11 protein-coding genes are annotated in these 19193 nt (G+C 69.7%); 8 read left to right on the top strand and 3 right to left on the bottom strand.

What is annotated here, in order from left to right; translation table 11 throughout:
- Positions 1-29 precede the first annotated feature (29 nt).
- The 3 genes from WME96_RS30450 to WME96_RS30440 all read left to right on the top strand — a co-directional run bounded on the left by WME96_RS30450 (position 30) and on the right by WME96_RS30440 (position 3112).
- Positions 30-920 carry a hypothetical protein gene (locus tag WME96_RS30450; protein ID WP_437285098.1) on the top strand — a complete coding sequence of 297 codons (891 nt, stop codon included), beginning with the start codon at positions 30-32 and terminating at the stop codon, positions 918-920.
- Entirely contained in the window at positions 901-1800 is a 900-nt protein-coding gene (locus tag WME96_RS30445) for a hypothetical protein (RefSeq protein ID WP_437285097.1), read from the top strand. The genes WME96_RS30450 and WME96_RS30445 overlap by 20 nt, the downstream gene beginning before the upstream one ends.
- A gap of 415 nt (positions 1801-2215) precedes the next feature.
- A complete protein-coding gene (locus WME96_RS30440) occupies positions 2216-3112 on the top strand; it encodes a hypothetical protein (protein ID WP_437285096.1) in 897 nt (298 codons plus the stop codon).
- Positions 3113-3628: 516 nt separating this feature from the next.
- On the opposite strand, the gene WME96_RS30435 is transcribed toward WME96_RS30440, so the two are convergent.
- Together WME96_RS30435 and WME96_RS30430 are read right to left on the bottom strand one after the other, a co-directional pair.
- A complete protein-coding gene (locus WME96_RS30435; RefSeq protein WP_437285095.1) occupies positions 3629-6850 on the bottom strand; it encodes a thiol-activated cytolysin family protein in 3222 nt (1073 codons plus the stop codon).
- Between the two features lie 197 nt (positions 6851-7047).
- Positions 7048-9489, bottom strand: a complete 2442-nt coding sequence (locus tag WME96_RS30430; protein WP_437285094.1) for a membrane dipeptidase — start codon at positions 9487-9489, stop codon at positions 7048-7050.
- 126 nt (positions 9490-9615) lie between these two features.
- Here WME96_RS30430 and WME96_RS30425 point away from each other — a divergent pair, with 126 nt between their 5' ends.
- Positions 9616-10698: an AraC family transcriptional regulator ligand-binding domain-containing protein gene (locus WME96_RS30425; protein ID WP_437285093.1), complete on the top strand. Its 1083-nt coding sequence runs from the start codon at positions 9616-9618 to the stop codon at positions 10696-10698.
- 103 nt (positions 10699-10801) lie between these two features.
- Entirely contained in the window at positions 10802-12421 is a 1620-nt protein-coding gene (locus WME96_RS30420; RefSeq protein ID WP_437285092.1) for an ABC-F family ATP-binding cassette domain-containing protein, read from the top strand.
- Positions 12422-12502: 81 nt separating this feature from the next.
- On the opposite strand, the gene WME96_RS30415 is transcribed toward WME96_RS30420, so the two are convergent.
- A complete protein-coding gene (locus tag WME96_RS30415; protein ID WP_437285091.1) occupies positions 12503-13441 on the bottom strand; it encodes an aldo/keto reductase in 939 nt (312 codons plus the stop codon).
- Positions 13442-13877: 436 nt separating this feature from the next.
- On the opposite strand from WME96_RS30415, the gene WME96_RS30410 reads away from it, so the two are divergent.
- From WME96_RS30410 to WME96_RS30400, 3 genes are all read left to right on the top strand, one after another.
- On the top strand, positions 13878-15131 hold the full coding sequence (locus WME96_RS30410) for a PAS domain S-box protein (RefSeq protein ID WP_437285090.1): 1254 nt from the start codon (positions 13878-13880) through the stop codon (positions 15129-15131).
- Between the two features lie 193 nt (positions 15132-15324).
- Positions 15325-16134 carry a class I SAM-dependent methyltransferase gene (locus WME96_RS30405; protein WP_437285089.1) on the top strand — a complete coding sequence of 270 codons (810 nt, stop codon included), beginning with the start codon at positions 15325-15327 and terminating at the stop codon, positions 16132-16134.
- A gap of 607 nt (positions 16135-16741) precedes the next feature.
- Positions 16742-19174, top strand: coding sequence for a hypothetical protein (locus WME96_RS30400; RefSeq protein WP_437285088.1), 2433 nt, complete (start codon positions 16742-16744; stop codon positions 19172-19174).
- The last annotated feature ends 19 nt before the right edge of the window (positions 19175-19193 follow it).

Below are 19193 nucleotides of genomic sequence, written 5' to 3'. Positions count from 1 at the left end.
TGCGGTCGACATCTTGTTTCGCCTTCAGCATGGCTGCGCTGCTCGGCTGCGGAGAGGACCTCGAGATCCCCACGCCCCGGACCGATGACAACCCGGTGTTGTTGTGGGTCGGCGACACTCCGGATTTTCCCGTCTGTCCGGGAGGTCGGCTCGATTACTGGGAGGGATGGGCCGATGTGCGCATGGATCCTCAGTACCAGAACGCATGCGGGACGTGCGCGTGCAGCCCTGCCGCGTGCGTGCTGCCGGACAGCGTGGAGGCGCACGAGGCGCCTCTCTGCGCTGACGAAGGGGTCAAGGTCAACCTCGCCGGTGCAGCCGACCCGCCGGGGCATTGCGTCAAGCCCTCGCCCCTTGTCCCTGGCGACGCGTTCGCCTCGGTCACCATCAAGCCACCTGCGATGGCTCCCCGTTGCGATCCCTCGAAGCAGCTCACTCCGCCGCCCCTCAGCGGGCGCTTCGCACGAGCTTGCCCGTGGACCGGTGAGTACGTTGCCTCCTTCGATGGGCTGGTGTGTATCGCACCCGAAGACGACGGCTCGTGCCGGCCGGGCTTCTCCGCACGCTTCGAGTTTCAACAGAAGATCAGAGATGCTCGTGCCTGCACGCCATGCGAGTGCGGCGCCCCCGTCGGTGGAAACTGCGTGGCGGATGTGATGCTCTTCAGCGACGCGAGCTGCTCGGACATGCTGATCTCGATCAACGGAATCGGCACAGAAGAGGAAATCTGCTACGGCGCACCTGCAGATTCGCCTCTGGCAGGCGTGCGCGTGGTGCTCGCACGAGACGAGCCGGGCACGTGCTCGCCAACAACTACCGTCTCTCTGGTGGACGGCACGATCGAGAGCGGCGAGACCCGAACGTTCTGCTGCTCCAGCGCGGACGTGGTGGAGGTGATTCATGGCAATGCTGACGATTGACCAAGGCCGTGGGGGAGCAGCCGCGATGCGCTGGGTTGCCCCCTCCATGCTGGCCGCATGTGTGCTCATCGGCTGCTCTTCGCCGACGCCCGACGACCTGCCAGATCCAGATCCGAGCCAGCTCATCCTGCTCTACGGCGGCCCACCGGAGTACGCTCCACGATGCGATGGCAAGGTCTTGTGGGAAGGGTGGGCGGGGACGCCTGGGCCGGTCGAATGCGAGCCCTGCGAGTGTAGCCCATCCTCCTGCGTGCTACCGCAGAGGGTGCTCCTGCACTCCTCGTCCCGTTGCTCCAGTAGCGACCTCGTCGATAAGATCGATGCGGGTAACAGCTGGGATGGGACATGCTTTCCTCTTACCCACCCCATTCCTGGCGATTCCTATGCTTTTGTGACGATCGAGCCGCCGCCGGTGAGTCACTGCGAGCCCGTCTCTCCGGTGCCCGCGCTGCGGCGGACCAACATGGAATTCATCCGGGCGTGTGAGCCGGATTTGGACTTTGTCGCCACGTCGTTCCTCTACTGTTACCCCCCGCAGCCGAACGGAGAATGCTGGGACTCCTACCGGAGGCGGCGGGAGATCCCCCTCTACAACGACACGCGCACGTGCAGCCCGTGCTCCTGTAGCGAGCCGAGCCGCGACAAATGCCGCGTGCAGACCACGGTGTATTATCAGGCCGACTGCTCCGAAGAGCTCGGCGCCGTCTTCATTTCCGGACTGGATGAGCCGCTCTGCACGGACACGATCGACGGACAGATCGGTGCGATTCGGTCTATCCTCGTGAAGGACGAGCCTACCTGCGCGCCTTCCACCGACTCCAAGGTTGTGAGCGGCGAGCTCACGCCCGGTGACACGCACGTGCTCTGCTGCAACCGTTAGCACCGCCCCATTCAGGCGGCGGGCACTTCGAGCTACACGCATCGCTGCAGCTCAAGAAGGTCGCTCCGTCTCCCGCTGTATCGCCGGATCCAGGGCAAGGGTCTTGGTGCAGGACCTCTGATCGCACGGGCCCGCTCCTTCGCGTCAACCTGTCCACACCACGCTGGGTGTGCCGCGCTGGATGGGGCCCGCGCTCGGCGCTGCGGACCTGCCGCCCGCTTGCGCTTGTCCGGTCGATCGGGTAAGCGAGGACATGCGCTTCGGGCTCGGTGGCGGCGATGCGTCCAGGCTGCGAGAGGGCGCTGCCCGGTGGTATCGCCCCGCTTCGCTCGCGATCGCGCTGCACATCCTGATTCCGCTTCTCGCACACACCGCTCGACCCCTTCGCGCGGCGCGGACAGACGCGCCGGGGCCCTTGCCTGGGGACGAGCTGCCGGTCGACCTCCTCGTCGCCGAGCCGGCGCCCCGCGTCGCCGCCGCCAGGGCGCCGGCCGCCCCTCCCGGGGCGCCGTCGCTCGCTCTGTCGAGGCCGGGTCGCCGGACAGAGAGCGAAGGCTCGCGGCCGGTCGAGCCGAGGACGCCATCACCGGACGACGCGGCCGCGCCTCCCGCGCAGGCCGATGCCCGCAGCCCCGCCGGGCCCGACGAGTACGGCGAACCGCCCGATGCGCCGAGGCCCGCGGAGGCGCCCGGCCTCGGTGGCGCGCCCGTGTGGTCCATCCCCGGCGTGATCGGCCCATCGGCCGCTGCGGCCGCCCCGAGCGCGCTCGGGCCGAGGAACCAATCAACCCCGGCGCGCTCGCCCGAGGCGGTACCGCTGCCGTTTGCCGCCGCCCTCGCCAGCGACGTCCTCGACGTCGTGCGCCAGACGAACACGCCGGTCGACGGCTCGGTGACCTTCGAAGTGCGACTCGATGCCAGGGGCGGCCTCCTCGGCGTCCAGCTCAAGGGCAGCTCGGACGATCTCGCCTGGCGTCGGGCGGCTCGCGCCCTCAAGCAGCGCCTGGCGGGGAGATCGTTCCCGCTGCCCGCTTCCCTGTCCCAGGGGGCGACCGTCTGCATCGATGTGACCTCGACCTTCGCTCACCCCTCGGGGGGTAAGGCGGTCGCGGAGCTCGAGGGGGCCGCGCCGATCGTGGCATACAACGAAAGGAAGCCGCAGGACGGGACGAGCAACGTCGGAGACCTCTTCAGCAACGCTTCCGGGGTGGGGCTCGGCGCCACGTTGATCTTCGAGGGCGATGCCGCGAATCTCGCCACGAAGAAGACGCGGCGGCTCACATCGCGCGTTCGCGTGATTCCCGGCGTGTGATGGACCGTGGTCGCCGCGGGCCGCGCCGCGGCGCCACCGTCCCCACGCGGTAGCGCCGCGCGGCTCGCTCCTGTGACGCGTCGCGACGACCCGCCAGCCGGCCGCCGTATCCGCCGCTCGGAAGACGAGCTCCGGCGACTCCGCGCTAGGCTCCTCGCGCATGGCGCAGCTCTCGCGCGCGGACCAGGATAGCGGCGCTCGACCCCCGGCCGGCGCCGCGCTTCGACGACTTCGCGGCCCTGTTCCACGGGAAGAGCCTGCGGAAGGGCGAGGTGTTCGTGCGGGCGGGCGAAGCGAGCGATTCGGTGGCGCTCGTCAACTCTGGCATTGCCAGCCGTACCTGGCGCTCACCGGCGCGGGGCACGAGGTCGTCTTCGCGACCGACGGAGGAGCCGTCCCGGCGCGTACCTCGAGGCCCTGGCCGACTATCGGCGCGGCGCCCGTTGCGCGAGCGGCGAGCGGCCGTGAGCTCGTCCCGTCATGCCCGCCGTCGCGCCGTGGACGCTCTCCTCGAGACTAGTACACCTCGACCTCGTTCAGCCGCGCATGGATGGTCTGCGCGTCCGGGCCTCGCCGGCAGAGGATGCGCAGGCGATCGCTCGTGACAGCGGGGAAGTTGTCGGTCCTCAGCGTCTGCGTGTTGCCGGTGACCGCGACGAGGGTCTGCCAGGCGCTCCCGTTCCAGGATTGCAGATCATAGTCCCGGATCGGCAGCGAGGCGCTCGTGTACACCCTGACCTCGCTGAACGTCCTCGGCGCGCCGAAGTTGATGTCCACCCACTGCGGCAGGACGCCGTTCGGCGCCGCCGTGTCCGCGTTGGCCCAGCTCACCGCCCCGCCGACGGCCGTGTTGAGGTCGCCGTCGTTGATCCGGGCCGTGGAGTAACCCGGGAAGGTGGACTGCGCCGTGACCGTCGCCGTGCGCGCGAAGTTCGACACGACGGGCGACGCGGGGCGCTCCCAGTCGAACTTGACGCGCGTGGGCTCCGTGTTCGCGCAGCTCGTGAGCAGGGGCGCGCCGGACGCCGGGAAGCTCACGCACTCGTCGCTGTGGGCGTTCACGAGCTGAACGGCGCCTCCACCGACCTGCAGCACCTCGAAGAGCCCCTTCAGGCCGTAGTCGCAGCTCCGGGCCACCGCGGGCGCATTCAGGAAATCCGAGGTCGCGAGGCACTCGCTCGTGCCCTGGAACTGGAGCCGCACGAGGTTGTCGCCGAAGGGGAGCATCTCGAAGGACGGCGGGCGACCCACGCAGCTCGTGATGCCCACGGCCCCGGGGCCCGTCCTCACCAGGCAGTTGTCGTTGTCGGCGTCCCAGACCGACGTGGACATGGCGGTCACGCACTCCTCTCCGTTCCACTTGGTGTAGGACGGGCAGGCCGCGATGGCGACGCTCTTCGTCTGGGAGCTGCCGTTGCTGACCGCGAGCCGGACGGAGTACGTGTTGCCCGGCACGAGCTCCACCGAGCGCTGCTTGGCGAAGCTGCGGACGTCGAGCGCCTCGATGTTCTTGACCTCGGCCGCGCTGAGCGCGCCCTGCGCCAGGGCGCCCCCGGGGCCTTGCACGGTCAGCGTGTAGGCGCTGCCCGTCGTGCACGAGCTCGCGCCGTTCAGGAGGATCTCGGCGTCGTGCGCCACGTTGACGGTCGTGGCCGCGCTGTCGTTGATGGTGAACGAGCTCTGCGTCGGCCGGACGAAGAGCCGCTTGCGCGTCTCGACCCAGGGGTCGGAGGCGAGCTTCACGCTGTAGTAGTTGTTCGGCTGGAGCGTCTGCCCGTTGGCGCTCAGGAACGACGCGACGTCGAAGCGGTTCTCGATCACGTACGCGGGCTCCTGGCCCATCGTGATCCACTGCTGCGCGCCGTCGTACCACGTCGACATGCCCGCGTCGGTCCGGAACACCTCGACGAAGAAGTGGTCCTGCGCGCGCCGCACGTGGCTCGACGTCGCGTACAGGTTGCGCGCGTCCACCATGATCGGATTGCCGTAGCAGGCCGTCACGTCGCTGTCCGAGTCCTTGTTGATGGCGAACGCGGAGGGGACGACGCACAGCGTGCCGTCCGAGACCAGGCCGCTCGCGCACTCGTTCACGCGCGAGATGTTGAAGCGCGCCTTGACCGCGACGGGGCCGGACGCCATCTCGAGGATGTTCGTGTCGCCTTCCTTCGGGAGGCTGCGATCCAGCTCCCAGACGTTCCTGCCCGCGCTGTAGCAATAGCGGAGCTCCGGATCGTGGGGGAAGAGCGAGGTGTGGACGCTGCTGAACCCGTCGTTGTACTCGTTGACCTTGATGCGCACGTTGAAGCAGTTGCCCTCGCGCTGGTCCACGAGGATGTCCGCGAAGCGGTTCACGTCGATCCTGTCGCCGTTGGCCCGCTTGTACTCGTCGTTGGTCGTGTTCAGCGAGCCGGACCCCTCGCTCGTCGATACGCCGAACCCGAACTTGAAGTCGCCCTTGCCGATGTTGTCGCCGTCGCGCACGATGTCGATCCGCTCGAGCGTGACGCGCAGCTTGTCGGCCGAGAGGTGGCAGTCGGGCACCGTGTAGCGGCTGGCGTTCGAGAGCTGGAGGACGTTGTCCGTGGCGAGGTGGGCGACCGTGTACGAGAGCGGAAGGCCCGGGTTCGTCGGGGAGAACTGAGCGCCCTGGTTCAGGTAGGCCTCGAGCGCGGCGGGGCCCTGCGTCATGACGGACGTCGCGAGCGTCGGATTGCCGCCGATCGCGACCACCTGGAACTGGGTCTGCTCGAGCTGGTGCTTCTGCGTGAGCGACAGGTTCGCGCCGAACGTCCCGCCGTTCTGCTGGAACTGCGCGTCGAGCGCCAGCTTGAGCGTGCTCTCGTCCAGATCCGTCGTCATGCGCATGATCAGCATGCGGCCGTACGTCACGTTCTTGATGTACGTCGGCGGGTTGCGCGGCGACATGACGAGCGCCGCCTCCTCCGGCTGCACGCTGCTGTCGAACGCGAGCGCCTTGTTCGGCCCGACCCAGTCCTGCACCGCGACGGTGTAGTAGTTCTGACGGAAGTACACGAACAGGTCGGTGCGCTTGTGCGACTCGGCCGACGAGACGTCGAGCTTCAGCTTGGCCTTCGCCCACTCGGCGCTGACGCCCAGGTCGAGGAGGGTCTCGTCGAGCTTGCGGACGTCCTCTCGCTTGTATTCGATCGACGCGGCGGTGTGGATGTTGCTGGCGCCGGCGGCCTGGAACACCTGCGCGACGGCGCTCGCGACGTTGCCCGAGTTGTAGACGCTGACGGCGTGGGACCGGCTCGCGGCCCCGAGCTCGATGTTCTCGACGGAGACCGTCCCGCCGGAGCGGGGCAGCCCCACGAGCTCCAGGATGCCGCCCTCGATGCTGTCCCCCTGGACGATGGCGCCCGGGAACAGGACGCCGGCGTTCGGGCTGTACGCGACGATCTCGCTGGTGTTGTCGACCTCGTTGATCTCCCGGTACGTGCACTTGAACGTGCCGGTGTTGCGGTATTCGAAGCTCGACCAGTCGCCGAGCTCGTCCTGCTCCTCGGGCGTCGCGGAGATGTCGGCCGAGTTGTAGATGACCTGGTTGACGCCTTCCTCGCGCGGGTTGTTGCCGATCTCCTGCTGGGCTTCGCCGAGCTCGGGCTCCGTCGCGCCGTCGCCCGCCGGGTCGTCCTCGACGCCAGGGACGGCGCAGGCAGCCAGGAGCGGCAGGAGTGTCCAGAGGGTCGATCTCGAGATGGAACGGTGATGTCGCATGTCTCCTCGTCGTGTCGCTTCGTGAGCAGGGGTGGACTCTCCACCCCTGCTGAGAAGAAGGGTGTTCGCGTGTGTGGCGGGGAGAGCTCGCCTGCTCGCGACAGGCGATATTCCCCGGAAAGTTCAGCTCGTTCGGGTCACCGGGCCGCCGCCGGGCGACGGCCGTTCTGCGGTGAGCTCATGGTGGGCCGGGGAGGTCAGCGGCAGAAGAGGAACCTGCAGTTCCCGGACTGGCACTGGTTGTCCTTCGTGCACGCCGCGCCTCGGCCGCGCTTGTTGACGCACTCGCCTTCGTTGGTTCCCCAGCCGCAGAACTGGTTCGCGCCGCAGTGCGAGTCGTACCGGCAGAGGCAGGTCTGGGTGAGGTCGCCGCAGCGGTTGCTGGGGCACTCCTCGTTCAGCCGGCACCCCTGGCCGATCGCCTTCGACCCGGGCGTGTAGCACCAGCCCGCGCCGGCCACGAGGCCGCCGCAGCGGCCCGACGCGCACTGGCCGTCTCGCGTGCAGGTCGCATGATCGCCCTTGTCCGGCACGCACTCGTTGTCGCCCCCGACCCCCGGCGTCTTGAGCGCGCAGTACAGGCTGCCATCGCAATCGGCGTCGTCGTTGCAGACGCAGCGGCCCGGGATCGCGTTGCAGGCGACGGCGGTGCACTGGCCGCTCTCGCACTCCTCGTTGAACCTGCAGTCGCCCCCCAGCTCCTGGAAGCCAGGGCAGTAGGCGGCGCCGCACTTCGTCGGATAGGCGAGCTCGCGCTCCTCGGCGGTGACGAAGGGCGCGACCCCGCTCGCGTCCATGTCGGCGGCGGGGTCGGCCATGCCGGCGCGCGGGCCCGCGGCGCGCTCCCACATCCGGAGGAACGACTCGGCCGAGGATCTCAGGGCCGACGTGTCCACGCCCAGGCGGTCGAGATCGGCGAGCAGATCCGGGAGCATCCCCATGTGCGCCAGGCCCTTCTCGTCGAACTCGGTGCCCAGGGGGCCAGGCCCGTGCTCGCGCTCGTCGCGCGCCTGGCAATCGGCCTCTGCCCTGAACGCCGCCGAACAGGCGCCGTCCTCGCCGAAGCGCGGGCGGGTCTGCTGGATGAAGCCGTTGAGATCGGCGCCGAACGCCATCGGGACCTTGAGGCCGAGCCGGCCGTAGTCGTAGGCCTGGGCGAACGAGCGCGACGAGCCCTGGCAGGTGTTCTCGACCGCGCTGCGGGTGTACTGCCTGGTCTCGTCGTGCGCGGTGCGCAGGCCGAAGATGCCGCCGGTCTGCCGGAGCATGCGGATGATGCGCGCGGGCGTGGACTTCTCGGTCTCTGCCACGCTCGGGCCCATGATCTCGCGGAAGTGCCCGTGAGAGATGTAGATCGGATAGTAGCTGCGCGCCCGCGCCAGCTCGAAGACCCGATCGACGCCCCGCTCGGCCAGGTGGGCGACGTCGATCAGCATGCCCCGGTCCATCATCTCGCCGACGAGCTGCTCGCCGAGCGGGGTGAGCCCGCGCATGTTGTTGCAGCTCGAATCGACATCCATGCCGAGGGTGACCCCCGCCAGGGTGGCGTCACAGTCGGTGTCGATGAAGCAGGTCTCGGTGTACTGGGCGAACTGGAGGATCGGGTTGTGCAGCGCCGCCCCGCCAAAGCGGTTGTCGACCTGGTGCACCGGCTGCAGCGTCCGGACCCCCAGGGCGTGGTACCTGTCGAGCTGCGCGCGCATCCTGGGCGCGTCGACGTCGCGGCCGAACAGGTGGCTCGCCTCGATGGACAGCACGATCGCCAGCTTGCCCGCGCCGATGATCTGGCGGGCGTGCGCGGGCGAGAGCGCGATCTCCATCCAGCCGGCGTTTCGCGCGACCAGCGCGTGGGTCATCTGGATCTGGAGGTCGACGTCCGCCATCTCGTCGCACGGCCGCTCGCGGTTCTGCTCCGGCAGGATGGAGCAGAGCCAGTCGAAGCTCACCGCCGACATGACGATGAGGTTGAGTCCGCCCTCGTGCGCGCTGCGCAGCCAGTCGACATGGCCCTGCTGGTGAGCGATGGTGTCCCAGCGCGGCCACCCGTCGCCGAGCTCGCGCCGGCCCAGGTGCAGCCCGGTGTCGCCCTCCGTCCCCTCGATCTTGCCCATCGCCTCGGAGCCGACGACGCCGCCCCCGAGGCCGACGAGCGCCGAGAGCGCACCGTTGCTGGCAAGATCCAGCATGGTTGATTGCGGGCACCTGTCGAGCAGCTCGCTGAGGTTCTGTCGGAGGCGCGCGTGGTCGCTCCCGGGGATGCCGCCGTCGCAGTCATCCAGGGCGCCGTCGTGCTTGCCGTGCAGCCATCCGCCGCCGAAGGCCTGCTCGGACATCATGTGGAAGTGCAGATCCGCGAATCCGCTCACCGGGGCTGCGCCTGGCGCTGCCGCGGCAGGGAGCGAGGTCGACGCGCCGGACACTGCCGTCCCGGCGGAGAGGTCGCTCCGCGCGGAGCTGGTGAGTGCATCCATCGCATCTCGCCCGCCGTCCGAGGGGATGGTCGCGGCGTCACACCCGAAGGTCGTCAGGGCCAGGGCGGCCAGGGCCGCGGTCGCGAACGGGCCTGCGCGGCGCTGGCGAGACGCCGCGCCGGGGAGGGCTGATGGAGCGAATCGTGAGATAAGGTCGAAGCTGGTCATGGCGAGTGCGGCCGAGGGGGTCGATCGATGTGTCCCCGGCTCGCAGGCCCCATCGTAGCTACCCAGTCATCGCGTGGAGGGCGCCACAGATTTACATTTCGCGACACGTTCCCATAATGCGCCATCGTGCCAGCTTACGGTTCGGGATCGACGGAGTTCTTGCGCGTCCTGGCGACGGCCGCGGCGAGAGATGGGCTCGAGGTGGATGATGTCCGGCGCGTGATGGCGGTCCCCGGCGATCTCCTGGCGAAGCGGGGCGCCCGCGTCCCGATCGCCGTGGTCCGCCGCGCCTGGAGCGGGCTGACGGATCGGGCGGCAGGTCCTCTCCTGAGCCTCCGCGCTGCCCGGAAGCTCCCGCCGGGCAGCCTCGACATCCTCGACTACCTGGCGCAGACCAGCACGACCGGGGCCGAGGCGTTCGAGCAGCTGACGCGGTACCTCCCGCTGCTCGCGGACGCCGGGCGCGTCTGGACCGAGGCGGATCGGCAGACCTTCCGGTTCCGTCACGCCGCGCCCGGCGGCCTGCCCTCGCTGTCGGAGCTGCTGCTCGGGCTGATCGTCGAGCGCTCCCGGACGATGTTCGGGCCGGCGTTCGCGCCGCGCCTGATCCAGTTCGCGCACGCGCCCTCGGCCACGGCGAGCGCGTACGAGGAGGTCCTGGGCGTCCCGGTGCGGTTCGGGGGCGCCTTCGACGAGCTCGTCTTCGAGCGCGAGATCGTCCGGGCGCCGATCGCCAGCCACGACCCGGCGCTCCGGAGCATCCTCATCGCGCAGGCCGAGGCGGCGCTCTCCCGCCTGGACCTCCGCGGCACGGTCTCGCACGACGATGAGTTCATGGCGGCCTTCCGGCACGCCTTGGCGCTGGCGCTCGATGCGGGCGACCCCAGCCTGGTGCGCGTCGGCGAGAGCTTCGGGATGAGCGCGCGGACGCTGCAGCGGCGCCTCGCCGCGGTGGGCGTCAGCCACCGGGAGCTCCTGCAGGAGCTGCGGCTGGAGCGGGCGCGGCAGGCGCTGGGGAGCGCCCAGCTCAAGGAGGTGTCCCATGAGCTCGGCTATTCGAGCCCCAGCGCCTTCCACCGCGCGTTCAAGCGGTGGACGGGCCTCACCCCCGGCGCCGTGACCCCGGCCGACGGCGCCTCGCCGCCGTCCAGGGCGCGGGGCGGCCCGCGGCCGCGGGCGGGGGGGTCGCCCGCGCGGCGCTCGTCCTAGCCAGCGCGCACGACATCCGGCATCGCCTGCGGGCCGCGGGCGCGCGTCCGCAGGAATTCACCGGAACCGCAGGCGCACACGTGCTACGCCCCGCGCCGCTGAGATGATCACGCTCGAAAAGCTCACCAAGCGGTACGGTCCAAAAATTCTCTTCGAGAACGTCTCGATGCGCTTCGACCCCGGCAAGCGATACGTGCTCGTCGGCGCGAACGGCGCGGGGAAGTCGACGCTCCTCAAGGTCATCTCCGGCGAGGAGGAGTCGGATCAGGGCTCCGTCGAGATCCCGAGGCAGCTCCGGGTCGGGGTCCTCAAGCAGGACCATTTCGCCTACGAGTCGTGCCGCATCCTCGACACGGTCCTGATGGGCAACAAGGCCCTCTGGGACGCGATGCAAGAGCGCGACCGGCTGTACGAGGTCGAGATGACCGACGAGGTCGGCATGCGGCTGGCCGAGCTCGAGGGCACGATCGGCGAGGAGGACGGCTACACCGCCGAGTCGCGCGCGGCCGAGATCCTCGAGGGGCTCGGGATCGCGACCGCCCGGCACACGAGCACGGTGAGCACGCTGGCGGGCGGGTACAAGCTCCGCGTCCTCATCGCCCAGACGCTCTTCGCGGGCGCCGACGTCCTGCTCCTCGACGAGCCGACCAACCACCTGGATCTCGACTCGATCCGCTGGCTCGAGTCGTACCTCACCGACACCTTCCGCGGGACGCTGCTCGTCGTGAGCCACGACCGGCACTTCATGAACGCGATCGCGACCCACGTGGCCGACGTCGACTACCAGACGGTCACGCTCTACACGGGCGACTACGACGACTTCATCGAGCAGAAGACGACGGGCAAGCGCCAGTCGGACGCCGACGCGGCGCAGAAGAAGAAGAAGATCGCCGAGCTCAAGGACTTCGTGGCCCGCTTCGGCGCGAGCGCGAGCCGGTCGAGCCAGGCCCAGTCGCGCGTGAAGGAGATCGAGAAGCTCGAGGCCGGCATCCAGGTGCGGCGCTCCAGCGTCGTCCGGCCGTACATCAAGTTCGAGATCGAGAAGCCCTCCGGCCGCGACGTGCTGCGCGCCGAGGGCCTCGCCAAGAGCTTCGGCGACCTGCGCGTGATCCAGAAGCTCGACTTCAACCTGAACCGCGGCGACAAGCTCGCGGTGATCGGGCCGAGCGGCATCGGCAAGTCGACGCTGCTCAAGCTCCTCGTCGGCGAGCTCACGCCCGACGCCGGCAAGGTCACGTGGGGCCACGACACGAACGTGGGCTACTTCGCGCAGGACCACCACGAGGCGATCGAGCCCGGGTACACGGCCTACGACTGGCTGTACCGCTTCGACCCGAGCGCGCCGAAGGAGCACGTCCGCTCGGTGCTCGGCAAGCTGCTCTTCAGCGGCGAGGCCGGGCTCAAGAAGACGGAGAACCTCTCCGGCGGCGAGGCGGCGCGCCTGTTCCTCGCGAAGCTCATCCTGGTGAAGAACAACGTCGTGGTGCTCGACGAGCCGACGAACCACCTCGACGTGGAGAGCATCGACGCGCTCCTCCAGGCGCTCATCGACTACAAGGGGACGGTCATCGTCACGAGCCACGACCGGCACTTCGTGGGCAAGCTCGGCACCCGCGTGCTCGAGCTGTCGCCCCGGGGTCCGCAGCTCTTCAACGGCACGTACGACGAGTACCTCGAGGGGCCGGGGAACCCGGACAACTACCAGGGCGCCAAGGCGTCGTAGCGCCGCGCTGGCGGCGGGGGGGCGCGGCGGCCTCCGTCGCGGATCGCCGCCGGCGCAGCGACGCGCCGCCCGGGCAGCGCCTCATCGGGCCGGCGGCGGGGCGAGGCGGTCGATCTCCTGGAGCTCGTCCGCGGTCAGCCGCCAGCCCACGGCCGCGGCGTTCGCGCGCACCTGCTCGGGCGACGTCGCGCCCGCGATGACGGAGGCCACCGCCGGCCGCGCGGCGAGCCACGAGAAGGCGAGCTCCAGCAGGGTGCGGCCGCGGGACGACGCGAACGCGGCGAGCGCGGCGGCGGCGCCGCGGTTCTGATCGGTGAGGAAGCGCGCGGTCAGCGGCGCCTCGGGCGCCGAGAGCCGGGCGCCGGCGGGGGCGGGCTGGTCGGGGAGGTACTTCCCGGAGAGCAGCCCGCTCGCGAGCGGGAAATACGGCAGGAAGGCGAGGCCGAGGCGCTCGCTCGTGGCCAGCACCTCCCGCTCGGGCTCGCGCTGGAGCAGGCTGTACTCGTTCTGGACGCTCACGAAGCGCGCCGCCCCCGCGCGGGTGGCCTCCTCGGCGCCGCGGAGCTGGGAGGCCGAGAAGTTGGAGCTGCCGATCTCCCGCACCTTGCCGGCGCGGACCAGCGCGTCGAGCGCCTCCAGCGTGTCGCCGATCGGCGTCTCGGGATCGGGGCGGTGGAGCTGGTAGAGGTCGATCCAGTCGGTGCCGAGCCGCCGCAGGCTGTCCTCCACGGCGCGCTGGATGTACGCCGGCTTCGCGCCGCCCTTGCGCTGGTCGTCGAGCGGGACACCGAACTTGGTCGCGATGATCACCTGGCCGCGCCGGCCGCCGAGCGCCCTTCCGAGCAGCTCTTCGCTGCGCGTACCGCCGTAGACGTCGGCCGTGTCGAAGAAGTTGATGCCCGCGTCGAGCGCCGCGTCGACCACCGCCGCGGTCCGCTGCTCGTCGATGCGGCCACCGAAGTTGTTGCAGCCGATACCGACGACCGACACCTCGAGCGAACCGATCCGTCTCTTCTCCATGGGGTCATCCTTCCGTCCGAGAGATCATGAGAGCTCCGGCGGGCCGCCGGGCCGCGGCCGACGCGGCCCGGTGAGGCGACGAGGGACGCCGGCGTGATGTGGGGCAGCGTGCAATGCAGCACGCGCGCGCGGGATCACCGCGCGGTGGCGCAGGACGCGTGCACGGCCTGTGCCGGCGGCGCGCCTGCCCGACGCCGGCCGGGGCGCAGCGCCGGGAGGGCCGCGCTGGCCGTGGCGCAACACCGGGGCAGCAGCGCTGCTCGCCCGGGAGCAGCGCTGCGCGCGAGCGACAGCCGCGGATGCGAGGCGGCACGCGCACTCGCCATGACCTCGTGGTCTGATGTGGTGTGCTTCGCGTCGCGCGGCGCGCTGCGGGGCGCCTGGCCGAGGGGGGGGTCGACGGCCCGCGGCGGAGGTGATAGCCATGCTCTTCATCATGCCTGAAGCCTCTCGGAGCGACGACCTCGACCGCTTCTTCGAGCTCTCTGTCGACCTGGTGGGGATCGCCGGATTCGACGGATACTTCAAGCGCATCGGCCGGGCGTGGGAGCAGACACTCGGCTTCTCGCGCGAAGAGCTCATGGCCAGGCCCTTCCTCGACTTCGTTCATCCCGAAGATCGCGAGCGCACCACGGCCGAGGCGGCGCAGCTCGTGGCCGGCGAGGGCACCGCGACGTTCGTGAACCGATATCTATGCCGTGACGGCTCGTATCTGTGGATCGAGTGGAACTCGGCAATCTATCCGGACGCTGAGCTCGTCTATTTCGTCGCGCGCAACATCACCGAGCGCAGACGCGCCCAGGAGGCGCTGGTCGCGGCCGAGTCGCGGTTCCGGGCGGCGATCGACGGGAGCCTCGACGGGTTCTGCGTGCTGCGTCGCACGGTCGACGAGCCAGGGGAGACCGTTGATTTCGTGTTCACCGAGGCCAACCTGCTGGTGAGCCAGGTGACCTCGAGGCCGCGCGAGGAGATCATCGGCCGGCGGATCGCAGAGGTCTTTCCCAGGGTTCGCGAGCTCGGGCTCTTCGACAAATACGAGCGCGTCTTCCGGACGCGCGAGCGGCTCCTCGAGGAGGCGGAGAGCGCGCTGCCCGGGGGCAAGAGCCAGTGGCTGCAATACCAGATCGTCCCGCTCGACGACGGCGTCTCGGTGACGGTCAGGGACATCACCGAGCCCAGGCGGCTGGAATCCGAGCTCCGGAAGGCGCTCCAGCGCCGGGAGAGCGACGCCGAGGAGCTCCAGCGGAAGAACCTGCAGCTCGCGGAGGAGAACGCCGAGCGCGAGCGCGCCGAGGCGCTGCTGCGGCAGCAGCAGGAGACGATGCTCGAGATGTCCACGCCGATCATCCAGGCGTGGGAGGGCGTGCTCGTGCTGCCGGTCATCGGCACGGTGGAGACCGCGCGGGCGTCGCAGATCATGGAGCGGCTGCTCCCCGAGATAGTCCGGACACAGGCGCGCTTCGCGATCCTGGACCTGACCGGCGTCAGCGCGGTGGACGCCGCGACCGTGTCGCACCTGCTCGCCGTGGTGCGCGCGGCGAGCCTCCTCGGCAGCCAGTGCCTCGTCTCCGGGATCTCGCCGGCGATCGCGCGGACCATGACCGAGATCGGCAGCGCGGAGGGGGCGTTCCTGACCTTCGGGCTGCTCCAGAACGCGCTCCGCTACGCGCTCTCCCGCTGCAGGGCCTGACTCCACCCACGAGGATTTCTGACCCGCGGCTTACGACCGTCCGGGGCGCCCACCGTGGGCGCGGAGCAGCAGCGGGACAGCAGCGCTGCTGGCCTGGCAGCAGCGGCCGCGGGCTGCGCGCGGCCGCCGCGCGCAGCGGCGCGGCCTGTCCCCGGCGTTCCGGCGCGGCACGGCCCCTGCTCGGACGGCCCGCATGACGACCATCAGCCTCGCGCTCGACACCCCGGAGCTCGCCCAGGCCTATGAGCACGGCAGCGACCGGCAGTTCAACCACGGCAAGCTCCTCATCGAAGCGCTGGACGTGCGGCGCGGCCAGCGCGTGCTCGACGTCGGCGCGGGCACCGGCCGGCTCGCGGCGCACGTGGCGGAGATCGTCGGCGCCGAGGGCAGCGTGGTGGCCATCGATCCTCTGCCCTTGCGCGTCGACATCGCCCGGAAGAAGGTCCGCGACAACCTCACGACCGCGGTCGGCCACGCCGAGGACCTGTCCGCCTTCTCCGCGCGGAGCTTCGACGTCGTGTACCTGAACAGCGTCCTTCACTGGCTCGATGCGCTCCAGAAGCAGCGCGCCCTGGGCGAGGCGGCGCGCGTGCTGAAGCCGGGCGGCAAGCTCGGGTTCAACACCCAGGCGCGCGAGCGGCCGCACCAGATCGAGCCGGTCCAGCGCAAGATCCTGGCCGAGCTCGGCAAGGAGGCGCCTGGCGCCGCGCCCTACAACCACAAGGTGACGGTCGACGAGGTCCAGACGCTGCTCCGGCGCGCCGGGTTCATCGTGGACACGGTGGAGATCCGCACGTTCGTCGACCACGCCGCCGATGTGGACGAGATCCTGAAGCAGAGCCAATCCGGGTCGTTCGGCAACCACCTCTCGCACCTGAGCCCCGACGAGCGGCGCGAGGTGCGCGATCGGCTGGCGAAGGAGCTGGAGGCGTGGCGCACGCCGCAGGGGATCCGGCTCGAGCGGAACCTCATCTTCGCGATCGCCCACACGGCGGGCAACTAGCCTCGACGAGAGCTCCTCGCGCCGCTGCCTCGCGGGCCCCGCTCCTGCCGACGCGAAGCGCCGCGCTGGCCAGGATCGCCGGGATCGACGCGCGTGGTTGGATCTTCGCCGTCGAAGCGACGCTGAGCATCCCGGCGACGCGGAAGACGAGCTCGTCTCTCCACGCTGGTTCCCGATCTCGAAAAGGCGGATATCGATCGCGGGCAGCGTCGCGCGCTGGCGCGCGTCAAGTCAGGCCGGCTCGCCGTTCTGCGCGCGGCGCTCTTCCCCAGCCGCCAGCGCCTCGACCCGCGCCCATGGCGTTTGTTGAGCCCACGTGCCAGATACGATGAGGGGTGACGCACTGCGAGCGCCGCGACGCGACGCTGGTATGCGTCGCTGACGATCGCGACGCCGAGGGCTCAGCGAGCTTGTCGTCACGAGCGCTCGCGCGGATCAGCCTCCTGGGGCCAGGGCCTCGATCCGCGCGGACGCCGCAAGATCCCCGGTTGTCCTGGAGTTCGTGCTCGGTTCCAGCTCTGGTGCGACGGTCTGCCGATCTCGCCGGTGAATCCCGGTGTAGTTCCGTTGTTGAGGGGGAAGGACGATGGCTACAAAGACGAATCTCATGATCTTGCGCGGCGTCCTGCTGCCGAGTTGCCTCCTGGCCTTCGCGGCCTGCAAGAGGCCCGCGCCGCGGCCGGGGGAAGTCCTCGACGAGGCGCGCCGCGCGGGCCGGGACGCCGCCTCGTTCCCCGCCGCGGACGAGGACTATTTCCATGACATGGATGGCGGCGTCTCCCTGACCCCGGACGAGGTCAAGGGGCGCAACACCTGGATCGTGTGGTCGGCGGGCAACGACCGCTTCTGGGACACGATCTCGACGCGCAGCAAGGGCAACCTCGACTTCCTGAAGACCGTCTCGTCCCATCCGAAGCTCAAGTTCAGCCGCGACAACCGCTGGGACTGGCTCGGCCTGGTCAACGAGCCTTGCTTCGAGAAGGCCACTGGCCCCGACCCGGAACGCTTCGGATTATGGCTGGACAGGCGGCGCGCGGACTGCCCGCCGGATCCGTTCGAGAACGAGGCGAAGTACCCGGGGGTGGCCATCGGCGCCCGCGGCAAGACCGTCCCGGTCGGCTCCTATTACGGGTACGCGACCGGCATCGTCGGCCTGCGGCTCTTTCCCAACCCCGAGTTCGACGAGGAGGCGAAGAAGAAGTGGGATCCGGTGCGCTATTACGAGGATCCGAGCTATTACTACTCCAGGGATCTCGTGAGGCCCTACCGCCTCGGCATGTCGTGCGGGTTCTGCCACGTCGGCCCGAGCCCGACCAATCCGCCCGCCGATCCCGAGCATCCGAGGTGGGAGAACCTCAGCTCCACCGTCGGCGCCCAGTATTTCTGGTGGGACCGGGTCTTCACGTGGGACGCCGATGAGACGAGCTTCCCCTACCAGGTGTTCCACGCGTCGCGACCGGGGTCGCTGGACACCTCGCTCGTCTCGACGGACTACATCACCAACCCGCGCACGATGAACGCCATCTACGAGTTCGGCCCGCGGCTCCAGCAGGCCAGGCGCTGGGGCAAGGAGCGGCTGCACGGCGGAGAGCTGAGCAACAAGCAGTTCAACGACTTCGTGAAGAAGGGACCGCTGACGCAGTTCTTCAAGGCGCCTGACACCGCCTGGGCGCCGCGCGTGCTCAAGGACGGCTCCGACGCCGTCGGCGCGCTCGGCTCGCTCAACCGCGTGTACCTGAACATCGGCGAGTTCAGCGAGGAGTGGCTCCTGCACTTCAACCCGCTCATCGGCGGCAAGCCCATCTCGCCCATCCAGATCTCGGTCGCGCAGAAGAACTCGACCTACTGGCAAGCGACCGAGCGGCAGACGCTCGATACGGCCCTGTTCTTCCTCCAGAGCACCGCGCCGCACAAGCTCAAGGACGCGCCGGGGGGCGCGAGGTACATGACCGCCGGCGCGGCGCAGCTCACGCGCGGCAAGGAGGTCTTCGCCGAGCGCTGCGCGCGGTGCCACTCGAGCAAGCTCCCCGCCCGAGCGGCGGGGCTGGATCCGAGCGGCTGCGCCGGCCCGAAGTACCTCACCTGCTTCAACGACTACTGGGCGTGGACGAAGACCGACGAGTTCAAGAAGGAGATGCGGGAGATCGTCCTCAAGGACGACTTCCTCGAGGGCAACTACCTGTCCAGCGATCTGCGCATCCCCGTCACGCTGCTCGAGACCAACGCCTGCAGCCCGCTCGCGACGAACGCGCTCAAGGGAAACATCTGGGAGGATTTCTCGTCCCACTCGTACAAGGAGCTGCCGGCCGTCGGCACGATCACGGTGCACAACCCGGTCACCGGCGAGCCGCGCCAGTTCGAGATGCCGGGCGGCGGACGGGGCTACACGCGCGTGCCCTCGCTCATCAGCCTGTGGTCGACGGCTCCCTTCCTCCTCAACAACACCCTGGGCAAGTTCATCTCGAGCCCCTCGGTCGAGGCGCGGATGGAGTCGTTCCAGGACGCGATCGAGAAGCTGCTCTGGCCCGAGAAGCGCGAGAAGGACCGCGTCCTCGGCGACAAGGTGCCGGGCGCCATCGACCGCACGAACGCGAGGAGCTATCTCCGGGTGCCCGCGGGCTACCTGCCCGAGCGGCTGCGGCCGCTCCTCGGCCCGCTCGAGCGCGTCGCGCCCTGGCTGGTCGGCGAGGGAGGGATCGAGATCGGCCCCATCCCCGAGGGCACGCCGGTGAACCTGCTGGCCAACCTGGCCTTGAGGTCGGAGAGCGCCGATCCTGCGGAGCGCCTCGCCCACGGCGAGAAGCTCCTCGCCGTGCTGCTCAAGCTCAAGCGCGATCTGAAGGCCTTGCCTGAAGACGCGAGCGACGAGGAGGCGCGCCGGGTGTTCATGGACCTCACCGAGCCCCTGCTCGAGCTCAGCCAGTGCCCCGACTTCGTTGTCAACCGCGGCCATTACTTCGGCAGCTCCTACTTCACCCAGGAGCGTGAGCTGACCGACGAGGACAAGCGGGCGCTGATCGAGTTCCTGAAGACGCTCTAGCGATACCGGCAGAGAGGCG

The organism is Sorangium sp. So ce406, assembly GCF_051474675.1.
GTDB lineage: Bacteria > Myxococcota_A > Polyangia > Polyangiales > Polyangiaceae > Sorangium > Sorangium cellulosum_G.
This window is presented reverse-complemented; position numbering and strand designations above follow the sequence as displayed.